The 17,727-nt window shown below is 56.8% G+C and carries 19 protein-coding genes, 1 tRNA gene and 1 pseudogene; 9 read left to right on the forward strand and 12 right to left on the reverse strand.

Annotated features, from left to right (window positions below; genetic code table 11):
• Nucleotides 1–134: 134 nt before the first annotated feature.
• Both AC4LE2_RS05685 and AC4LE2_RS05690 read right to left on the reverse strand, forming a co-directional pair.
• Complete coding sequence (locus tag AC4LE2_RS05685) at nt 135–638, reverse strand: nucleotidyltransferase family protein (protein ID WP_491828057.1); 504 nt, start codon at nt 636–638, stop codon at nt 135–137.
• 67 nt (nt 639–705) lie between these two features.
• On the reverse strand, nt 706–3,237 hold the full coding sequence (locus AC4LE2_RS05690) for a penicillin acylase family protein (RefSeq protein ID WP_491824742.1): 2,532 nt from the start codon (nt 3,235–3,237) through the stop codon (nt 706–708).
• A gap of 208 nt (nt 3,238–3,445) precedes the next feature.
• On the opposite strand from AC4LE2_RS05690, the gene AC4LE2_RS05695 reads away from it, so the two are divergent.
• From AC4LE2_RS05695 to AC4LE2_RS05705, 3 genes are all read left to right on the forward strand, one after another.
• The gene (locus AC4LE2_RS05695; protein WP_491824743.1) at nt 3,446–3,682 is read left to right on the forward strand and encodes a hypothetical protein; all 237 of its coding nucleotides are present in this window, start codon (nt 3,446–3,448) and stop codon (nt 3,680–3,682) included.
• Between the two features lie 131 nt (nt 3,683–3,813).
• Nucleotides 3,814–4,155 carry a ribonuclease E inhibitor RraB gene (locus AC4LE2_RS05700; protein WP_491824744.1) on the forward strand — a complete coding sequence of 114 codons (342 nt, stop codon included), beginning with the start codon at nt 3,814–3,816 and terminating at the stop codon, nt 4,153–4,155.
• A 600-nt stretch (nt 4,156–4,755) separates the two neighbouring features.
• Nucleotides 4,756–5,481, forward strand: coding sequence for an amidotransferase (locus tag AC4LE2_RS05705; RefSeq protein ID WP_491824746.1), 726 nt, complete (start codon nt 4,756–4,758; stop codon nt 5,479–5,481).
• Nucleotides 5,482–5,490: 9 nt separating this feature from the next.
• Here AC4LE2_RS05705 and AC4LE2_RS05710 read toward each other — a convergent pair whose 3' ends face one another.
• The 3 genes from AC4LE2_RS05710 to AC4LE2_RS05720 form a co-directional block, all read right to left on the reverse strand.
• Nucleotides 5,491–6,462 carry a magnesium and cobalt transport protein CorA gene (locus tag AC4LE2_RS05710; RefSeq protein WP_491824748.1) on the reverse strand — a complete coding sequence of 324 codons (972 nt, stop codon included), beginning with the start codon at nt 6,460–6,462 and terminating at the stop codon, nt 5,491–5,493.
• 27 nt (nt 6,463–6,489) lie between these two features.
• The gene (locus tag AC4LE2_RS05715) at nt 6,490–7,227 is read right to left on the reverse strand and encodes a lysophospholipid acyltransferase family protein (protein WP_491824750.1); all 738 of its coding nucleotides are present in this window, start codon (nt 7,225–7,227) and stop codon (nt 6,490–6,492) included.
• A gap of 79 nt (nt 7,228–7,306) precedes the next feature.
• Nucleotides 7,307–8,002, reverse strand: a complete 696-nt coding sequence (locus AC4LE2_RS05720; RefSeq protein ID WP_491824752.1) for a crotonase/enoyl-CoA hydratase family protein — start codon at nt 8,000–8,002, stop codon at nt 7,307–7,309.
• 207 nt (nt 8,003–8,209) lie between these two features.
• Here AC4LE2_RS05720 and AC4LE2_RS05725 point away from each other — a divergent pair, with 207 nt between their 5' ends.
• Both AC4LE2_RS05725 and AC4LE2_RS05730 read left to right on the forward strand, forming a co-directional pair.
• The gene (locus tag AC4LE2_RS05725) at nt 8,210–8,686 is read left to right on the forward strand and encodes a hypothetical protein (protein ID WP_491824754.1); all 477 of its coding nucleotides are present in this window, start codon (nt 8,210–8,212) and stop codon (nt 8,684–8,686) included.
• Between the two features lie 139 nt (nt 8,687–8,825).
• A tRNA-Ser gene (locus AC4LE2_RS05730) sits at nt 8,826–8,915 on the forward strand.
• Nucleotides 8,916–8,999: 84 nt separating this feature from the next.
• Here AC4LE2_RS05730 and AC4LE2_RS05735 read toward each other — a convergent pair.
• The gene (locus AC4LE2_RS05735) at nt 9,000–9,191 is read right to left on the reverse strand and encodes a YegP family protein (protein WP_491824755.1); all 192 of its coding nucleotides are present in this window, start codon (nt 9,189–9,191) and stop codon (nt 9,000–9,002) included.
• A gap of 851 nt (nt 9,192–10,042) precedes the next feature.
• Here AC4LE2_RS05735 and AC4LE2_RS05740 point away from each other — a divergent pair.
• Together AC4LE2_RS05740 and AC4LE2_RS05745 are read left to right on the forward strand one after the other, a co-directional pair.
• Nucleotides 10,043–10,663, forward strand: a complete 621-nt coding sequence (locus AC4LE2_RS05740) for a hypothetical protein (protein ID WP_491824756.1) — start codon at nt 10,043–10,045, stop codon at nt 10,661–10,663.
• Between the two features lie 427 nt (nt 10,664–11,090).
• Nucleotides 11,091–11,627, forward strand: coding sequence for a hypothetical protein (locus AC4LE2_RS05745; protein WP_491824757.1), 537 nt, complete (start codon nt 11,091–11,093; stop codon nt 11,625–11,627).
• Between the two features lie 108 nt (nt 11,628–11,735).
• Here AC4LE2_RS05745 and AC4LE2_RS05750 read toward each other — a convergent pair whose 3' ends face one another.
• The 4 genes and pseudogenes from AC4LE2_RS05750 to AC4LE2_RS05765 all read right to left on the reverse strand — a co-directional run.
• A complete protein-coding gene (locus tag AC4LE2_RS05750) occupies nt 11,736–12,188 on the reverse strand; it encodes a hypothetical protein (protein ID WP_491824758.1) in 453 nt (150 codons plus the stop codon).
• Complete coding sequence (locus AC4LE2_RS05755; protein WP_491824759.1) at nt 12,166–12,561, reverse strand: polymorphic toxin type 44 domain-containing protein; 396 nt, start codon at nt 12,559–12,561, stop codon at nt 12,166–12,168. The genes AC4LE2_RS05750 and AC4LE2_RS05755 overlap by 23 nt, the downstream gene beginning before the upstream one ends.
• 32 nt (nt 12,562–12,593) lie before the next feature.
• Nucleotides 12,594–13,094, reverse strand: a complete 501-nt coding sequence (locus tag AC4LE2_RS05760) for an Hcp family type VI secretion system effector (protein WP_491824761.1) — start codon at nt 13,092–13,094, stop codon at nt 12,594–12,596.
• A gap of 324 nt (nt 13,095–13,418) precedes the next feature.
• Nucleotides 13,419–13,981: pseudogene (locus AC4LE2_RS05765) on the reverse strand (recombinase family protein); the annotation flags it as partial.
• Nucleotides 13,982–14,260: 279 nt separating this feature from the next.
• Between AC4LE2_RS05765 and AC4LE2_RS05770 the strand changes: the two are divergent.
• Nucleotides 14,261–14,680 (forward strand): type III secretion system chaperone, encoded by a 420-nt coding sequence (locus AC4LE2_RS05770; protein ID WP_491824763.1) that lies wholly within the window; start codon nt 14,261–14,263, stop codon nt 14,678–14,680.
• Nucleotides 14,681–14,705: 25 nt separating this feature from the next.
• Nucleotides 14,706–16,727 carry a hypothetical protein gene (locus tag AC4LE2_RS05775; RefSeq protein ID WP_491824764.1) on the forward strand — a complete coding sequence of 674 codons (2,022 nt, stop codon included), beginning with the start codon at nt 14,706–14,708 and terminating at the stop codon, nt 16,725–16,727.
• On the opposite strand, the gene AC4LE2_RS05780 is transcribed toward AC4LE2_RS05775, so the two are convergent.
• The gene (locus AC4LE2_RS05780) at nt 16,724–17,206 is read right to left on the reverse strand and encodes a GreA/GreB family elongation factor (protein ID WP_491828058.1); all 483 of its coding nucleotides are present in this window, start codon (nt 17,204–17,206) and stop codon (nt 16,724–16,726) included. The genes AC4LE2_RS05775 and AC4LE2_RS05780 overlap by 4 nt on opposite strands.
• Nucleotides 17,206–17,664, reverse strand: a complete 459-nt coding sequence (locus tag AC4LE2_RS05785) for a hypothetical protein (protein WP_491824766.1) — start codon at nt 17,662–17,664, stop codon at nt 17,206–17,208. The genes AC4LE2_RS05780 and AC4LE2_RS05785 overlap by 1 nt, the downstream gene beginning before the upstream one ends.
• Between the last annotated feature and the right edge of the window lie 63 nt (nt 17,665–17,727).

Genomic DNA, 17,727 nt, shown 5'->3' on the forward strand with positions numbered 1-17,727 from the left:
CGCATTCGCTGACAGGGGCTTGTTGTTCAGAGCCACCGGTTTCGATGGAAGTTGCACCTAAAGGCGTAGCGGCGACGGGTTCTCGGCGCGTATTAAGGCATTGTGGAAGAAGGTATGCCCAAGAAAGCCGTTGCCTAGGGCATGATGGTCAATAGCGGCCACTGGCGATGCCATCCTTTATCTTCAAGCCTTGCCCTGTAGATGTGGTATTTGTCGCCCTGGAAACGGACGGTTGGCCGAACGATCAGACTGAATAAATCATCAAGACCAAAAGGTGCCGCGACCTCCACCGTACCGTCCTGCCCAAGCCTCACCGCGACGGCTGTTGCGATTTCGCACCAATAACGCATTGCATCCGTGGCGCAGGCGTAAGGCATGTCCCCATTGCGTACATGCATACGCGCCTGATTCTTCACGGACCAGTCCAGTGCTGGTGCGGTTGCGCGAAGTTTTGCTTCCAAGAGCTGGTCCTGCTCCGGTGTGGCGCGAGTGGGATCAAACCAGATGACGTCGATGTCTGCCCGCAAGGGGGAATAGGCACGGCCATGAAGGCTGTCCCACACTAAGCTGCGAACAAAGCCTGCGGCGGCCCAGCAATCTGGCAGGGCCAAGTCTCTGACGTGCGCAAGCACTGCCATACGCCCAGCATCAAGGGTAATAAGGCGCTCAAGCGCTAAGGCACCGCGCGGTGACAGGCCCACCTTGTTATTTCCCCGGCACCAGGGTTAGCCGCTGGGTGCCATAGGCTTTTTCCAGGTTTTGCGGCTGGAACGGGAAGGTCAGATACTGGCCCTTCAGCCAGTTCTGGATGCCGTCTGCATAATGCGGGCTGGCCGGGTTGCCGGATTGGCCGGTGCTATTGAGGCCGATCATCGGTTCGGGCTGACCGAAATCCACCACGATACGCATCGCTGGCACCAGCCACACATCGAAGTTGCTGCCCCAATGCCAGGCGGCGGCGTTGAGGGTAGTGTGGTCGCCTCCGGCCGGAACCGGGCCGCGATTAAGATAGCTGTCCAGGGCCGCGAGGCCCGCGCGTTGCGTGGTGTCCAGCCAGGGCGCCAGCTTGGTGCCTTCCGTGGTCCAGCGGTATTGATGCAGCGTGCCCCACTTCCAGCCCTTATGGTCTGTGCCCATCGCTTCTTCGCCACGGGTAATGGCTGCGGCCAGGCTGCGGGCCAGGATCGCGGGCTTGTCTTCCTTGGCCGGGGTGCCTCGGTCATCCCAGAACGGGCTGTCGTCGCGGCCAAGCAGGTGGTCGGCCTGCGCAGAGTAGGATTGGTCCGCATTGGCTACGAAAGCTTTCCAGGCCGGACTGTCGTCGGGGCCTAGCTCGTCCAGGAAGGTTTGACGAGCGCTTTCCTGCAAAAACAGCTCGTACAGCGCGGCGTCTGCAGACTCGGCGCCCAGGCGGCCATCAAACGCCATCAGCCGCGTGAACGCTTCCTTGGCCTTGGCGCGGTCTGCGTCTGGTAATGCTTCGATGGCCTGCTTCAACGGCTGGGCCATGCCGGGGGCCTGGAACATGCGCTTGAGCTTGTCGGCGAACAGGGTGGTCTGGTCGTACTGCCACGCGATCATGCTGCGCGTGTCCTGCTTGCCATTGGCGGCCAGTTGAGCCAAGCGTTCACTGCGCTCGGGGTAATACCAGGAGCTGGACAGCTGCATGCCGTAGCCTGGCTGCGCCGTCCGCTGGTTGGCCGTGCCCAGCCAGCCGCTGGCGGGCGCTTGGTCGTAGGGGTGAAGCATTGAGTCTGCGTACCCGTCCCAGTCGAACCGGCTGTCCCAGCCCGGGGAGGGCACCTGACCCTTGCCTTCCTTGCGGTTGGGGTAGCGACCGGTGACCTGCCAGCCGATGTCTGTGGCGTCAGCGAAGACCATGTTCAAGGAGATAGCCCGTATCTCGCGGCTGGTATCGAACGCGCGCTCCACGCTTTGCGCGCGGGACAGGTCGAAGAAGGCATCGAGGCTCTTGTCGTCCTTGAGGTCCGGCATCTGCAACGCCAGGCCGTAACCGCTGGCGAACGGCTGAGGTTGCACGCCCAGGGTGCGCTCACCCAGCGCCGTATTGAGCAGCGGGCCGTGGCGGGTTTCGTAGATCACCTCGCGCACCGGCTTCTGGCCCTTGACGATAAAGGTCTCGTTACGCGCGAAGGCCCGCAGCCATTTGCCATCGGCCTGGTACATCAGCGCGCCGTTTTCGCGTTTTACCCGCTCCAGGAATACGTCTTGGTTATCACCCATGACCATGGTCATGCCCCAGGCCAGCTTGCCGTTGAAGCCGGCGACCACCGCTGGAACACCTGCCAGCGAGACACCGGCAGCCTGGAATTTCGGTGACCGCAGCTGTACGAAATTCCAGGCGCTGGGCAAGCCGATCGGCAGGTGAGTATCGTTGGCAAACAGGCTCTTGCCGCTACGACTGCGCTGCGGCGCAAGCGCCCAGTTGTTGGAGGCGGCGACACCCAGTTGACCAAGGCCTGCCAGTTGCTCGCTGACGGTATCCAGGCTGGCGAACGCACCGGCCAGGGACAGGCCCTTGAGCTTGGCGGCTTCTTCCACAGGCAAGGGCTCATCGGGGTAGGTGGGTAGCAACCAGGCCAACTGGTCAGCGCCCACGTTCTGCGCCAGCACCAGGCTGTTGATTTCCTCCTGAACGTTCATCTGTAAGCTGAAATTCATCAGGCAGAACACCAGGGCGGAATCCTCGCCCTTCCAGTACTCGGGCTGATAGCCGCTTTGGGCCAGGTCCATCGGCAGCTTGTCGCGGTAGCGGAACAGCCAGGCATTCACGCCACGGGCGTAAATCTCGAAAAAGTTGCGAAGGCGCGGTGAGGCGGAGGCGTAGAGCTCGTGAGCGCGACGCTTGAGGTCCACGGTACGCATGAAACGGTCAGCGTCCAGCACCCCAGGCCCGATCATTTCAGCCAGACGCCCCTGGGCGAGCAGACGCATGCCCACCATCTGGCTGATACGGTCACTGGCATGCACGTAACCGAGGGCGAACAGGGCATCGTGGAAGTTGCCACTCTCGATCAGGGGCATGCCGAGGCTGTTGCGACGTACCGAGACGTTCTGGCCCAGGCCTTTGAGTGGCTGCACGCCCATGGTGAGGGGCAGGCTTTCGCTGTTGTGGTCGTCCACCCAGGTTTGGCAGCCCGCAAGCCCCAGTGCGCCCGCGATGGCGGCGGCCAAGCCGAAACGGGGAAGAAAATGGCAGACTGCGAACGGCGCCATGTGGGGCTCCTGGGGCAAGGACGGAAAGGCGCTAAAGGTAGTGAGGGTTGGCGCGGTTCGCAAGGCTGCCCATCCGCTTTATTTCACGCCGCTCAATTGCCTTGTGGCTAATTCAGGTGGAACGACCCTGCCGACCTTTCGGTCCATTGTGAGCAGGCAACGTATGCCTGCCATACGCCCACCTATCCACGGCCTGACGGAGATACCAATGAAAGAGTGGAACATCACCTTCGTCGATCAAAAGGGCATCTTGAACAGCCTGACGCTCAGTGCCGAAGGTCGCCCTAGCGACGAAGAGGCTGCCCTGGCCATTCGCGCCCATTTATTCACGGTGAGCAAAGAGCTTGACCTGAACGATTTTGAAGGGCGTTCGCCCGCGCCGACGGCCAAGCTACTGGAAGAGCAACACAGCGTGAAGATCACTGCCATCGACGAAGTGGCCTGACGTTCCTGCATCACCTGGCCGGCGACCCAGGTCGCCTTTGCATCTCTACCTTTACCCGCTACCGCTTCATGCTAGTGACCGCTTTGCGAGCCACACGGAGAGTCTATCCATCGCTTTTGGGAGGACGAGACATGAGCAATGCCTATCAGGAAGACATCAGCACCGTATTGCTGCGCAAAATGAAGGAGGGTGGTTTTGATTTTGCCAGCATCCATCCCATCGAGTTCTACGCCGTATTCCCTGACGAAGACCGTGCCCGCGAAGCGGCGCACCAGTTCCAGGGTGAGTCGCTCAATGCCCAAGTCATGGAGCGGCCGGACGGCGCCTGGAACCTTGAGCTATCGAAGTTGATGTATGCCACCCACTTAGGTATTGGCGAATTCGAGCACGACTTCGAATGCATCGTCGAACCGCTAGGAGGGGAGATCGAGGGCTGGGGCGTCAAGCACAGGCCTGTTCACCAACACGCATAACCCTTCACGCGCCGCCCCTCACGGGCGGCTCTAACCAAGCAGCTCCATTTAGGCGTAGGCGGCCCTCCTTGGGCGGCCATGTAGCAGGGCCGAAACAATAGGTACGTTTTGTACTTAGCCAAACACCCGGCTAAGGTTGGGCACTATCAGTAACAGGGTGGTCGCAAACACGATCAGCCCCGCCTGGCGAAGTTTGGGGTGCTTGAACATGACATCTAGCCTTTATTCTTGTTGACCAGCGCCACCCGGTGGTCATGGCGGCTTCACTGCGTATTGGCTGGTCGCAGCGCACGGGAACACGTATCCGCATCACTGGAACATCTTCAATGTAGAAGGGTGGCCAGAACTGTCCAGTACAATTTGATCAAGAATGAGTCTTTTTCAAACAAACTTGGCAGAAAACCTCTTGCCGTATCGTTTCAGTGCCTGTAATAGACGGCTTCCAGGGACGCCAATAGCGTTCCAACCGTTCGTCCATGAGTTAAAAAGATACCCCAGGTCAGCCTCGCGCCCCGCTTGGGTACCTGCTTGCAATGGGTAGGGTTCAGAGGCAGGCTTGCACCAGGCAATCCCGCTCGTTGCGAATCGAGAACTACCCCCATGCCGTTGCGCATTTGCATCCTTGAAACCGACCATATCCATCCAGCGCTGGTCGACCCCTTCATTGGCTACGGGGCTATGTTCAAAGCGCTGTTTGAGCGTCAGTCGGTGCCTGCGGAGTTCGACGTGTTCAATGTCGTGGAGGGGCATTACCCCGAGGCAGCAGCGCATTACGACGCGTACCTGGTCACAGGAAGCAAGGCAGACTCATTTGGCGATGACCCCTGGATCGAAACCCTCAGAGGATTTTTGCTTGAGCGCTACCAGCGCGGTGACAAGCTGTTGGGTATCTGCTTCGGGCATCAATTGCTGGCATTGCTCCTTGGTGGCAAGGCGCAACGCGCAGAGCAGGGGTGGGGCGTAGGCTCTCACCGTTACACACTGGCCGAGCAAGCCACCTGGATGGCGCCTCAGGCCGAAGACCTGACGTTATTGATCAGTCACCAAGATCAGGTAACGGCGTTACCTGAAGGCGCCACGGTCATTGCGTCCAGCGCGTTCTGCCCGTATGCCGCCTACCGAATCAACGATCAGGTGCTGTGCTTCCAGGGCCACCCCGAGTTTGAGCAGGCGTATTCCCGTGCCTTGCTGGACCTGCGCCAACAACGTTTCAGCGAACAGGTTTACCAGGCAGCGGTGGACAGCCTGGCACATGACCATGACGGCGCCCTGGTGGCCGAGTGGATGATGCGCTTTGTGGCAGGCCCCGACAGAGCGCCTGCCTAGCCACGCGCCTTATAGCCACCCCGAGCGCTTGAAGCTCAGGTACAGGGCGGTACACCCGCTAACGATAACCCCCAGTACGGCGTAATAGCCGTAATGCCACGTGAGCTCCGGCATGTTTTCGAAATTCATGCCGTAGATGCCCGCGATGGCGGTCGGGAACGCCAGGATAGCGGCCCACGCACCGAACTTGCGCTGCGTAATGCTCTGACGCGCGGACTCGAGCAGCATGCCAATTTCAATGGTGTGGCTAGCAATGTCTCGAATACCGGTAAGGTCTTCCATCTGCCGCCTCACGTGAATCTGAACGTCACGAAAGTAAGGGCTCATGTTGTGGTCGATGAAGGGGAAATCCAGCCGTTGCAGCTCTTCGCTGATTTCTACCATTGGGGCGAGGTAGCGGCGCATTCTAAGCAGGTCTCTGCGTAAGCCATGCAAGCGCTGAATGTCATGCTCATTCAGCGCTTGGCTCAAGACGTTCTGCTCCAGCGTCTCGATTTCTTGATGGATGCTTTCAGTAACCGGCTGGTAGTTCTCCGTCACAAAATCCAGGATGGCGTACAGCACGAAGTCTTCGCCGTGTTCCAGCAGCAAGGGCCGCGCTTCGCAGCGCTGGCGTACCGAGGCATAGGACGCAGAGTGCCCATTGCGGCAGGTGATGACATAACCCTTGCCAGCGAAAATGTGGGTTTCGATGAACTCCAACCGGCCGCCTTTGCGTACGGGTGAGTAGGTGACGATAAACAAGGCGTCGCCGAAGGTTTCTAGCTTAGGCCGGCTGTGCCGCTCCAGTGCATCCTCGATGGCCAGGTCGTGCAGGCCAAATTCGACCTGTAGAAGGGCGAGGGTAGCGGCATCGGGCTCTTCCAGGCCGATCCACACAAAATGGCCCTCTTGGTAGGCCCATTTACGGCCGTCTTGTATATCGATGTCAGTGATCTTTTTGCCAGCGCTGTAGGCTGCCGCGGCGACGACTCGGCCCATGGTGAGGTGCTCCGGTGATGACGCTGATCAGAGTGGCGCTTGCGCGCGCAGTTCAGTGGGCGCAGACAGCTTATCGATGCACGTTTGCATGACTGCCTGGCACTGGGCCATGAGTGCAGGGATGTCCTTGGCGGTTAACCCTTGCGTCGGGATGGGGGGCAGGGCGCGTACGTGTATGGTCCCACTGTGCCGCCGGTTGAAATCCAAGCGGTGCAGGTAGCGGCTGGCACACACCGGAATGATAGGCACCCCGGCTTCGAGCGCCATGGTGAACGCCCCCTTTTTAAAGGGCAGTAACCGGTCGCCGGTATTGCGCGTACCTTCCGGGAAGATCCAGATCGAGGTGCGTTCGTCGCGCAGCACGCGGCTGGTGGTGTGCAAGGCTCGCCGGGCTTGGTAGGCATTGTCCCGGTTGAGCAACACGTTCCCCCCGAGCCAGAACAACTGACCGAACAGCGGCACCCAGCCCAGGCTTTTTTTACCGATGAACGCGGTGCGCCGAGGCACGATGGCGCCCAGGAAGAACACATCGTAATTGGACTGGTGGTTGGCAATGATCACATAGCCCGGCGGCTGGGCCTGAAGCGGCGCAATGTCTGCCTCCAGGCGCAGGCCGAACAGGGCAAGGGCCGGCTTGCTATACAGCCTTGCGAACACCCGGTTGTTGTCTGGGTTGAATGGCCGAGCCAGCCCGACAAAAAGGCCTAGTACCCCCACTACTAAAAAATGCATGCCCAACAAGGCCATGCGAACGAAATACAGCATGCCCGCTACTCTCAAAACGACGGCCATGCAGTTTACGGTTGCCCAAACCGAGCGGCAAATGACATTGCGCGTGCCAGGTTTAACCTACCGTGAACTGGTCGCGATCCTGTGCGATGGCGGCATCCAGCGCGGTAAGCAGCGCCTCCCGAACCTTGAGCTTGGTGTTGCGGTGCGCACGCATGTTCAGGCTTTTAAGCCGCTGTGCAGCCTTGGCAACGGCGGCGTCGAAGGCGTCCAGGCTGACCAATTCGTCCAGAAACCCCGCGCTGACCGCACCTTCAGGGTCGAACATTTCTGCGCAAATCACAGCGCGGTGGAAGGCCGACCGGCGCAGCCGATCACGTGCAAGCTCGATACCGGCCTGGTGCATGGTCATGCCGATCATCACTTCATTCAGGCCAATGTGATACGGCCCTTCCACGCCGATACGGTAGTCAGCCGCCAGTAACAGGAATGCCCCCTTGGCGACGGCATGGCCGTTGCAGGCCATGATCACGGGGAAAGGGTGGGAGAGCAGCCGCCGCGTGAGTGTGGAGCCTGCGGTCACCAGGCCCACCGCCTGCTGCGGCCCGGCGGTCATTACCTTGAGGTCGTAGCCACCCGAAAGGATGCCTGGCTGCCCGGTAATCACTACCACGGCGCGATCGGCCTCGGCCTGATCCAGCGCGTGGTTGAAGGCCTCGATCACGGCGGGGGAGAGCGCATTGACCTTGCCGTTGTTGAGGGTGAGCGTGGCGACACCGTCTTCCAGGCGGTACTCGATCAGGTCGGACATGACGCGGTTCCTTCAGGTTGAAAGCGCAGACGTTACCGACCGCCCCGGTTGGGGTAAAGCACGAAGGGTGACCCGGCGGTCACGTTCCACGCGGCCTGATCCAATCGTCGTATGGTTTCGGAACCCGATCCTATGTGAGACCACACAGGCTTAGCCGCAATTTCCCGGCCAGCAACCCTATCGGCGCGAGCCTAGCAGGAGATGTGTATGAGCATTGGTATCGGTAACACGCCCCCATCCGGCGGGTATGGCAACGTCTCAGACAGCCAACCCAACTCGGCACCACCTCAGGGGGCGTCGCAGCCTCGCAAGGACGTTGTCGACTTCACCACGCCGAGCGAGCGAGCGGCGCTTAGCCAGAAGCAGGAAACCGCACCTGAAGCGCAGGGTAAGGGCGGCTTCAAGGAGCTGATGGGCAAGGTCGCGGAAAAAACCTGGATGATCCCTGGGCTAAGCAATACTGCAGGAGGCATAAGCAAGAGCGAAGATGGCGTCGCAGGCGGCATCGCCGGTGCTGCTAAAGGCGTGGGTACGACCTTGGAAAACAATGTCAAAGGCCTGGTGGATTCAGTGAAAGATGGCGCTATCCCAACATCGCCGCTGAAGGCAGGGGTCGCCTGTTACAAAGGCAATATCGCTAACTCTGAATATGCTCCAGAAACGGCCAAGAACCTGGCCAGCTGACGCTTAGGTTGGTTGCCGACTGCAGCGAGTACCCTGCAAGTCGGCCCAACCACATGAAAATCATCAAAAAAGCCTTTGCCATCCAGGCTGCTTTCGACTACATTAGCGCGCCTCGACACACTGCGGTGTGAAGAGCTACGGTGAGGTGTCCGAGTGGTTGAAGGAGCACGCCTGGAAAGTGTGTATACAGGAAACTGTATCAAGGGTTCGAATCCCTTCCTCACCGCCACATAAAGAAAGCCCCGTGAATTCAGTAGCTTAGGATTCACGGGGTTTTTCGTTGCACTACACGTTTGTACTACTCTTACGGCCCTCAGTTGTCGTAGAAAACCGGTGAGGTCGATGAACCTTTGAGTATTTCTATCGAGCGCTCACAGTCAGCACGTGCAATATAGCTCTCACTACTGCGTGCAATAGCCTTGCCGTTGCTTGCATAGTAAATCCAGTACCACTGTCCTGAATTGTCTTTCTTCTCCCAATAGCACGGATATGTGATTTCGGCCATGGTGACTCCTTCTAACTCTGAAGTGTGGAGTAGTAAGCGTAGCGGGGAACAAAGAAAGGCAAGGTGCCATCAGGAAGATTGGCGGTGATCTTCAAGAATGCGTACACGAGCCACGTGCAACCTACTCTACATAAAGCGCCGAGGGGATACGTGATCATGTATTTACGGCCTCTCTCAGAAAGGCTGTAGCTTTAGTACATAAGGCTTATATGACGTTCGATCAGGCGATACTCGCTCTGTACGTCTAGTGCATAGATAAGCTCTACACGCGGCATAATCAAACATTCTTCTAGCTTATCAATGCTGGGATTTACTCCCACGTTATTGGCTGAATAGAGCAAGTACATCACTGGCGCTTGTCGATCTTCGAGGGTCCGCCACCTATCAGAAATCTTCCTTTCTAATCAGTAGGTTACACACCAAAATCTCTCAGTGTGTGACGGTCATCTGCGCCAAGCAAATGTTACTGACCTCCAAATGCGTATCACGCTGCTTCCCTGCGATCACTGGCAGCCTACCGGCTGCCGCTCACTGCCTAACTCGAATCAGGATTCGAACAGATTCTGTATGCACACCCAGTTTTGAGTTTTCGCCATGGAGGACGATCATCAGTCGCTCCTCTTCGACAACGAAGGGTTGCTCTCTAATGTGGTGTTGTAGAAATACCATTTAAAAATCACGCACTTATCGCTCGTGCTGCACGAGCGACCAACTGATTACAGTAACCGTAGATCAGGCGACAGGGAGGTCAGCAGCTATATATCAGAGCACCTATAAAAGCTGAGTGCAGCTAGTGATGAACTGAGTCTGGTTTCACTTCTGCCCTACATGACGAATGGCGAAATTCCTAAGTGCTTTCCTACAACCCAGTGCTGGCGCGGCTCCCAGCCAAGAGAAGGGTTTCACCCCACATTTTGCCCACACCTTATCCACATTTCTTGATGTTGCAATGGGCCGAGAGCCACAATATCCTGTGTTCACCAGCGCACGACGCACTACATGTAGTGTTTTTGGCTTTGGCAAGAATGGCAAAGGAAAAGGCGCAAGTGACTACGGTTCAGCGACCAAACTTAACGCAGTCACTTGCTCACTCAAGCCAGACGAACGCCCTGCATGAGCCGATTCATTACAACGGACACGCAAAGCTCAGTCAACACATGCGGTTCCAAGCTGCTGGCCGGCCATGGGGTTATCTCATTACCAAGAGAATCACTACCATGAGTAAGAATACAAAAGGTACCTCCAGCAAGATTGCCACTCAGGCATCTGAAACTATGCGTGATTCGCAAGCCTCTCGGATAGCGAAAAGCCTCGCAGCGTCTGCCCTTGCTCAGCGTAATACCAGCAGTCAAACAAGCGCCGAGATGGAACACAAAGCCGGTATGGTCCTTGAAAGTAGTAAGTACAGTGCTGAAACCAAAGCGCTAGCGGCGTCTGTAGTAGCGCAGGCGAATAAAGAGAGGGGTGAATAAGATGACTCTCTACGCCACACTGACTTTTGACTTGGACAAAGGTGTTACCAGCAGCCAGCGTGACAAGTTTTACGCGGAATTAACAAAGGCGGGTTTTACGAGGCACAAGCTAACGACCTTATGGACTGGGAGCTTCCCCCCTTCGACTCAAAAGGAGCAGGCAAAAAACACTACCCGGAAAATTATGGATCAAGCCGCAGCGGCTGCTGCGATTCGTACGTATGAAGCACTAGTCACGATTAGTGATGAACCACCTACTGAATGGAGCAAGCCGAGCACGTTGCTTGGCTAACAGATACAGACGGGCAAGGATGCACTGTTTTCTGCCCTAGTCTTGCAGGATGAGGGATATAACACACGTGCAATAGATGTTGTTGTTAGAAAACGCCGGCAGATAAAAACTAGTGTTAGCTTACAAAGAGGTATTATGAGGCCAAGCGAAGGTGATTGGAACGAGCAAGTAACAGGCGCGGTGAACTTAATGTTTGAAGAAATCGAAGAGATCAAAAAATTTCAGCGACGCTGTGAACATGACAAGGATGTGGCAACGCTGATGCACCTTAATGAAAAGCTAATGACTCAAGCTACCAGCTATACGAACCTTGTCATGGTTGCAGGCTATGCTGGGTATTTCGCGTTCTGGTCGACACTGATAACGAAGCTGCCAAATTGGCTGTATGCCCTAAGCGGACTACTTGCGCTCCTGTCCCTGCTCCTTTTCATCTCATGGGAAATCACGAAGATGATCTGGGGTAACGCTCACATGAATCGCACAAACAAAATCATCACTGCCTCGAATGGGCCTAATGCGATAAATGCGTTCACGGCGGCCTACCAGCTTTACAGCTTAAAGATTCACCGAATATGGATATGGTTCTTGGTGCCTACCGTAGCATGTGGGATTGGCGCCGGGTTGCTACTGGTAGGGTTTTTCTGTTGGCAAGTTTTGCAATTACTGCATTAGTACGTCCCCGCCGCCTAGAACAGACATGTATATTCGAAGGCGGCTTTTTTTGCTGCTGGACGAGGTATTGGAGCAGTATCTAAGCTGGAGTGGCTCACATAGCATGATTCAGCGTCGGTCATCTTGCTGATTCAAGCTAATGCGGTAGCTCTTAAATTTTTCACCGTCGGTATACTGCTTGCTGTAATAATTGTAGACAGCACCTCTTACGTCAATACCTACTCCATTGTAAGTATCGTGAATAACCACGTCTTGCACACTGCTATCGGTAATCATAAAAAAGGACTCTTTATTTAGTTTCTTTAAGATCTCTTGATCGGTTCCTTGAATCTGATTGCCAATATAGAATCTTAAAGTATCTAGATCGGTTGCAGGCGCACCGTAGTGAGTCACATATATCCAAGCCCCGCCTTTTACCTCCTTTTTGATAACAAGGTCATCAGCATCTGCTATACCACCAACCACCGTATCAAGAAGATAGTTAATAATCAGAATACTCAATAGACCCCAAAATAAAATCTTGTATAAATTACGGGGCTTAGTATCCTTTTGACTTAGCATATTCAATACCTTGTTCTATCCAGTGTTGGTCCGTTGGGTCATCTCCATACGGCGGACGCCAGTACCACTTCCCCCAATCCACTATGGTGCTCTGCGTGCCTGCGTTTCTCTGTGCAAAACCCGCAGCTCTCAGTAGAATTTGATCAGGCAGCTGACCAGCTCTACCCACGGCACCATAGTGAAAATTGCCAAAATTTTCCCATGCGCTATTTTTCTGTTTATAGTCCCAGGGGCCACGGTTATGTACTTTGTAATAAAACCAGCTCATGAATGCACCGATAGCAGGGTCCTTTCTCCACTGATCGTTCGCAAGTTTCATGTTTACATCAACATTAACGCCGGGCGGTATTGCTTCTGGCATTTCAAAGTTCATGACTTGCTCTCTTTCCAAACACACGCAACTATTCAAGCATAAATTTTATTACTGATGGCATCCCATCCGCCCGCAACTTGTCCAGCGCTCTGCCCCGTCTTCCGGCTTTGTTTGGAGTAGACCAGTTTGATACGGCCATAGTTTAACGCAATCAGCTCACTAGGAAAGGCATTAGGCTGACCGCCGTTGCCAGTTAAGGTAAAAGAGCTAAAGATAACTTCTTCAAGCACTATTTCGAGATACTTAACTTTTGGATCGCCCGCTCTGAATATATGAATCGAAACCTCTTTAAAGTGTTTGCCACTACAGCAAGCTTCATGAAGTTTGGGTGTGGCATTATCTACAGCCTTGCGGACGAGCAAATCGCTTAAGTAAGCACGACCAGAAGTTGCACCACCAGCAGATGTAGCTGTAGTGGAGGCTGTCTGACTGGCGGAGAGGTCGAAGTCTTGTAATTCAATCCAGTTTTCGTAACCTTCCGAGAGTGTTTCTCCGGGGATTCCTTCGATTTTTAGGTAAGCTTCGAATGACATACTTAATTCCTTTTAAAGCTTTCACAAGGATCAGCATGATACCCAGAATCTCGCGTTTACGGAACAGTGATGTCGTGCCGCGCGGATGATGCACACTGAGGGCGACTGCCCGTGCAATCAGAAAAAATAAGTTGGTGGCCTTGGGTCTGTGCCAGAGCAATCAAGCGCATGCCGACCGGGCCTTATGGCAAATCTCTAAAGGGAACCACAAATAAGTCTCGATTGTTAAAGAGCAATGCTGCCTGCAAGCCTCTGATAGGCTTTAGGTTGAGCGTTCATCCGTTGCACCTCCTTAGGTGTCGTCTGTTGTATTCGTGTCTATACCTAGCCCTGAGCATTCTTGGTTTCACATTTGATCCGGTACACCGTGGCAACACCACACTCGGCGAGCTTAGCGATGTCATCAGCAATCATATCTGGATGCTTGTTGAGCAGCTTCACTACCTGCGTCCAAGTGACCATGTTCTTACCCTTGCCAGGTGGCTTCCATTAGGATCGGCTGCATGCTTGTTCTCCAAACCTTTCTTAATACGCTCCACACGCTTCTCTTGGTCTGGCCGGGCCATGGTGGCCATTAAATCCAATAGCATTTTGGAAATCACTTCCATGATCTGACCAGTGATGCCCTTGTCCTGTACCAGCATGTGAGTGGTGGGCAAGTCGGCTACCACCAGTCGAAGTCCCTTCGCTTTGATAGCGGTCTTGAGAGACTCCCAATCATCCTGCGAGAGGCGAGATAGCCTGTCTACCGACTCACACAGCAGAACATCACCCGCCTTGGCCGTGTCGAGTAAACGCATCAACTCTGGACGATCCAGCTTTGTACCACTGATGTTCTCAGCGAACACACCAGCGACAGTCAAACCCTTATCCTTGGCAAAAGCCTCCCTTCCTCACCGCCACATTAGAAACCCCTTTAGCGCACAGCGTTGAATAGTTTTTTTGCATTTAGCGCTTTATTTCCCGTATACCGCCCCGCCCATTGATCGCGCATCGCCTTCGCCTGCGCGCCGTCCATTCGCACCCTTGCCCGACTTAAAAAAGTCTGGAACCAAAACCCTCGAACCGCCACTCATTGAGAATAATAACACTAATATTTCTCATATCCGTGACCGCTCCCTGGCTAATACCGGGTTTACTCACGTTAGATTTTGTTGGGATGTACCATGGGCTTTGACACGATCAATCATCTTCTTCGCTCGCTGGGTCGCCGTGATCGCATCGGCACCTTCGAATTGGCCGCCAACGGCTGCACGGGCCTTACCTTGGCCGACAGTACTTCGGTATTCTTCGAGTGGAGCGAGCCGCAGCAGGCGCTGCACCTGTACACCCCCCTCGGTGACCCACAGCGTGGGGCCAGCGCCTGTTCGGATAAATCTGGGCTGTACCGGGCACTTCTGGCCCTGAACTGCCTGGCCGACGGCCCGGTGGTTTCGATGCACCCACGTCATGATTGTTTCTACCTACAGCTGCGCTTCCCGGCGCAGGGGCTGAGTGTGGAAGCCTTGGATCACGCGATCGATCACCTGACTGCCCGCCGCAAGAGCGTGCATCAGCAGCTGTCCCGCCAAGGTTTCGTGCTTTAACCCCCTCGCCTAGGAGCGTTTTTATATGACCTATCACCTCACGCTGCCTCGCTTGGGTCGGGCCGTTACGCCTGACATCGACCTTGAGGCCGGCAATGCATTGCGCGGTGCACGCCCTACCCACAGTCAGCCCATCCTGGGGGCAGGCGGCGGGCCCCTCAGCGCTGCACCCTCACCCAGAAGGGGCGCACAGCCTATACGGCATACGCTGCAACGCCTCGCTGACGCGGTTGCCAGCGCTGGCGAGGCGGTGCTACCCACAGCACTGAAGCCGACCCAACGCTACAGCCGCTTATCCTCGCACCCCACTGATATCGAGCTGACCGATCACGTGGATATGAGGCCGCGGCCCGCAGTAGCGGCGTCGTATGGGGAGTTGGAAGACACCCTCAAAAAGGATGTCGACGACGTACTTGCCAACAGCTTCAATTGGCAGAAAGCAGGGGCCGAGACAGGGAAAGCGCTCGTACGCGGGGCGGTAGCCGGCACCGCGGTCTATGGTGCCTACACCATGGTCGACGCGCTGATCCAGGCCAAGGCTCCAGCCGACCAACAGGGCACGGCGCGCGGGCTCACCGCCATGGGGATGCTGTCGCCGGTGTACCTTGAAGGCAAGGAGCTGCTCAACGGCGTGCGCGAAGCGGTCACCACCAAGGCTAAGCTCAGCTACGCCGAGGCACTGGAAAAAACCCACGTGCGGCGCCAATCGGAGAACGCCGCTTACCTTAAGACGCTGCCAGACCATATCCAGACCAGCTGCCGCAAGATCGACATTTTCCTGCTACAGGCGTTTGCTGCTGCCAAGAAGGGTGACAAGGTTAACTACGGGCTGATTCGCGGCATGATGCATTGGCGCCAGGACTTCATGATTGGCCGGCCCATGAAGACCCAAGAGGTACGGGTCATGAAGACCGATGCCGGGCGGGCTGACCTGCTGGCGCGGATGCATGAGCAACTGCATCGCTACCCGCCCGAGCTGCGCGACAAGCTCAGCGGCTTTACCCTGGGTATCGCCGCTCGGTCATTGCAGCGAGAATTGCCTGCGGCGCTCTTGGCGGACAAGAGTTTCGACCTGCTGTCACTCAAGGACACCGACGACTGGCACCGCTGGGCTGAGGTCCCCTCAGTCAATAAGCAGATGATGATGCTGGCAGGCGCACCCGGTACCGGTAAAAGCCGCTATGCAGAACACGTACTGCCCACATTACTTGAGCTGCCCGTTCAGAGCCTGGTCATGCCGGATAAACAAGCCGGCGGTATCAATTCGCTCATGGCCAAGGAGTGGTCGGCACTTGAGCAAGATGAGTTCGTGACCGCCGACACCGACGCGATGGGCAAGATTGGCTTACTGCTCAACCGGGCCGGGTGCACCAATCCGATTTTATTGCTAGACGAGGCTGATCTCGATGACATGGACGGCATCAAGCGCTTGACCGACCCCAGCCGTAAGCAGCTTGAGGCGGTCGCGTTGGAGACCCTGCTGGATTTCTCCAACGTGACCATTCTGATGGGTACCAACGCGCTGCGCCGTGGCGCCAATACCCCTGTGGACGGTGGCGCGGGCGAACTGGAGCCCGCCCTGGCGGACCGCTTGGAAATGGCGGTGTTCGATGGCACCGATGCCCTGACCAAACGCGAGGCGGCGATCACTGCGTACCACGGTTGGGCGGGGCTGTACTGTCTCCCAGTGAAGGGGGGCGAGGGCGCATTGCTGAACCCTGAGCAGCAGAATCGCTTACAGGGCCTGTTCAAAGGCTGCCTGGATTACATGGTGGAAGCACACCACGACAAAGCCAAGATACCCGGTGCGCGTATGCAGGTGCCGGTCGCCTCCGTGGTGAACTTCATCGCCTGGCGCCTGATGGGAGAGCAGCACGGGCAATTGCCTGCGTTGAGGCCCGAACATATCCAAACTTACATCGATCAGTTCTACGCGCTAAGGATGAACAGCCCTTTGGCCAAGCCCACAGAGGCAGACAGCGTTGAGGTGGTAGCGGAGTCTTCGCGCATGGCGCAACAGCGCGGGCTGCCAGGCGCTAACGCTTAATACACCTTTAGCACCTGGTAATCACTTAGGCGCTTGCCTACGGCCATGCTGATGTCGTCGCCTTCGTGCTTACCCATCAGCGCCTGGCCCAAGGGTGCGCGGGGCGTAATCAAGGTAATCGTCTCGCCGCCGGCCTGCACCACCAGACCAGCGGCGTCAGGGGCCAGCAACAGTACGCGGATGCCCCCTTGGGCGTCTTCGAGGGCAACGCAGTCTCCCACTTGTATACCGCGTTCAGGTGCATGGGCGGCAACGGCCCAGGCGCGTAGCCGGGTCAGCGCCTGAGTGATTTCAGCCATGCGCCGTGCCTGGCCGGTAGCCAGGTAAGAGGCTTCCAGCCCAAGGGTGTCGTATTTGTTCTCCGCCACATTCTCTTCATGCGTCGCCGCTTCGTAGGCGGTTTGAGCCGCGCGCTGAGCGACATCCAGGTCACGCTCAAGCGCCGCGACGATCAAGGCCTGAAGGCTGCGCTTGTTGATCATTGGCATAGGGCGACGACCTGCTCACGGGCGTGCGCGCTTGGCGCCGTACGGGCTTGTTCCAGCCAGAACTGGCAAGGCGCATTGCCTTGGTTGGCCGGGTTAGCCCTGGCTGCGGCTTCCCCGTCCTCCAAGGCTTGCTCCCGAAGGCGCTGTTGGTATTGGTCGAACATGGCCTGCGCTTCGGCCTGGGGTGGCGCAGTGAACGTGGGTACTGGGGCAGGTGGTGCAACAGGCGGCGTCTGGCGGGGCGGTGGCAAGGCCGTCACTGGAGCCACCGACGCAGGCGCAGGCTGGTTGCCCGTTGGTAACGGCGCCCCGTAACCGTAGCGCCATACGGCCCAGCCGGTAAGCAAGGCAAGCACGACGCCCAGCCAGACGCCCAGCACAATGCAGAGCACCAAGCGTGGGGCGGACAGGTGCGCGAGAGCAGCGCGGCGGTTGCGAGCAAGTGGCATGGCAAAGGCTCCATCTAGGCGTAAGGGTATTGTGGCACAGCACTCGCCTCGCTGAGCGGGCAG

This window comes from Pseudomonas sp. 9.3L (assembly GCF_058536285.1).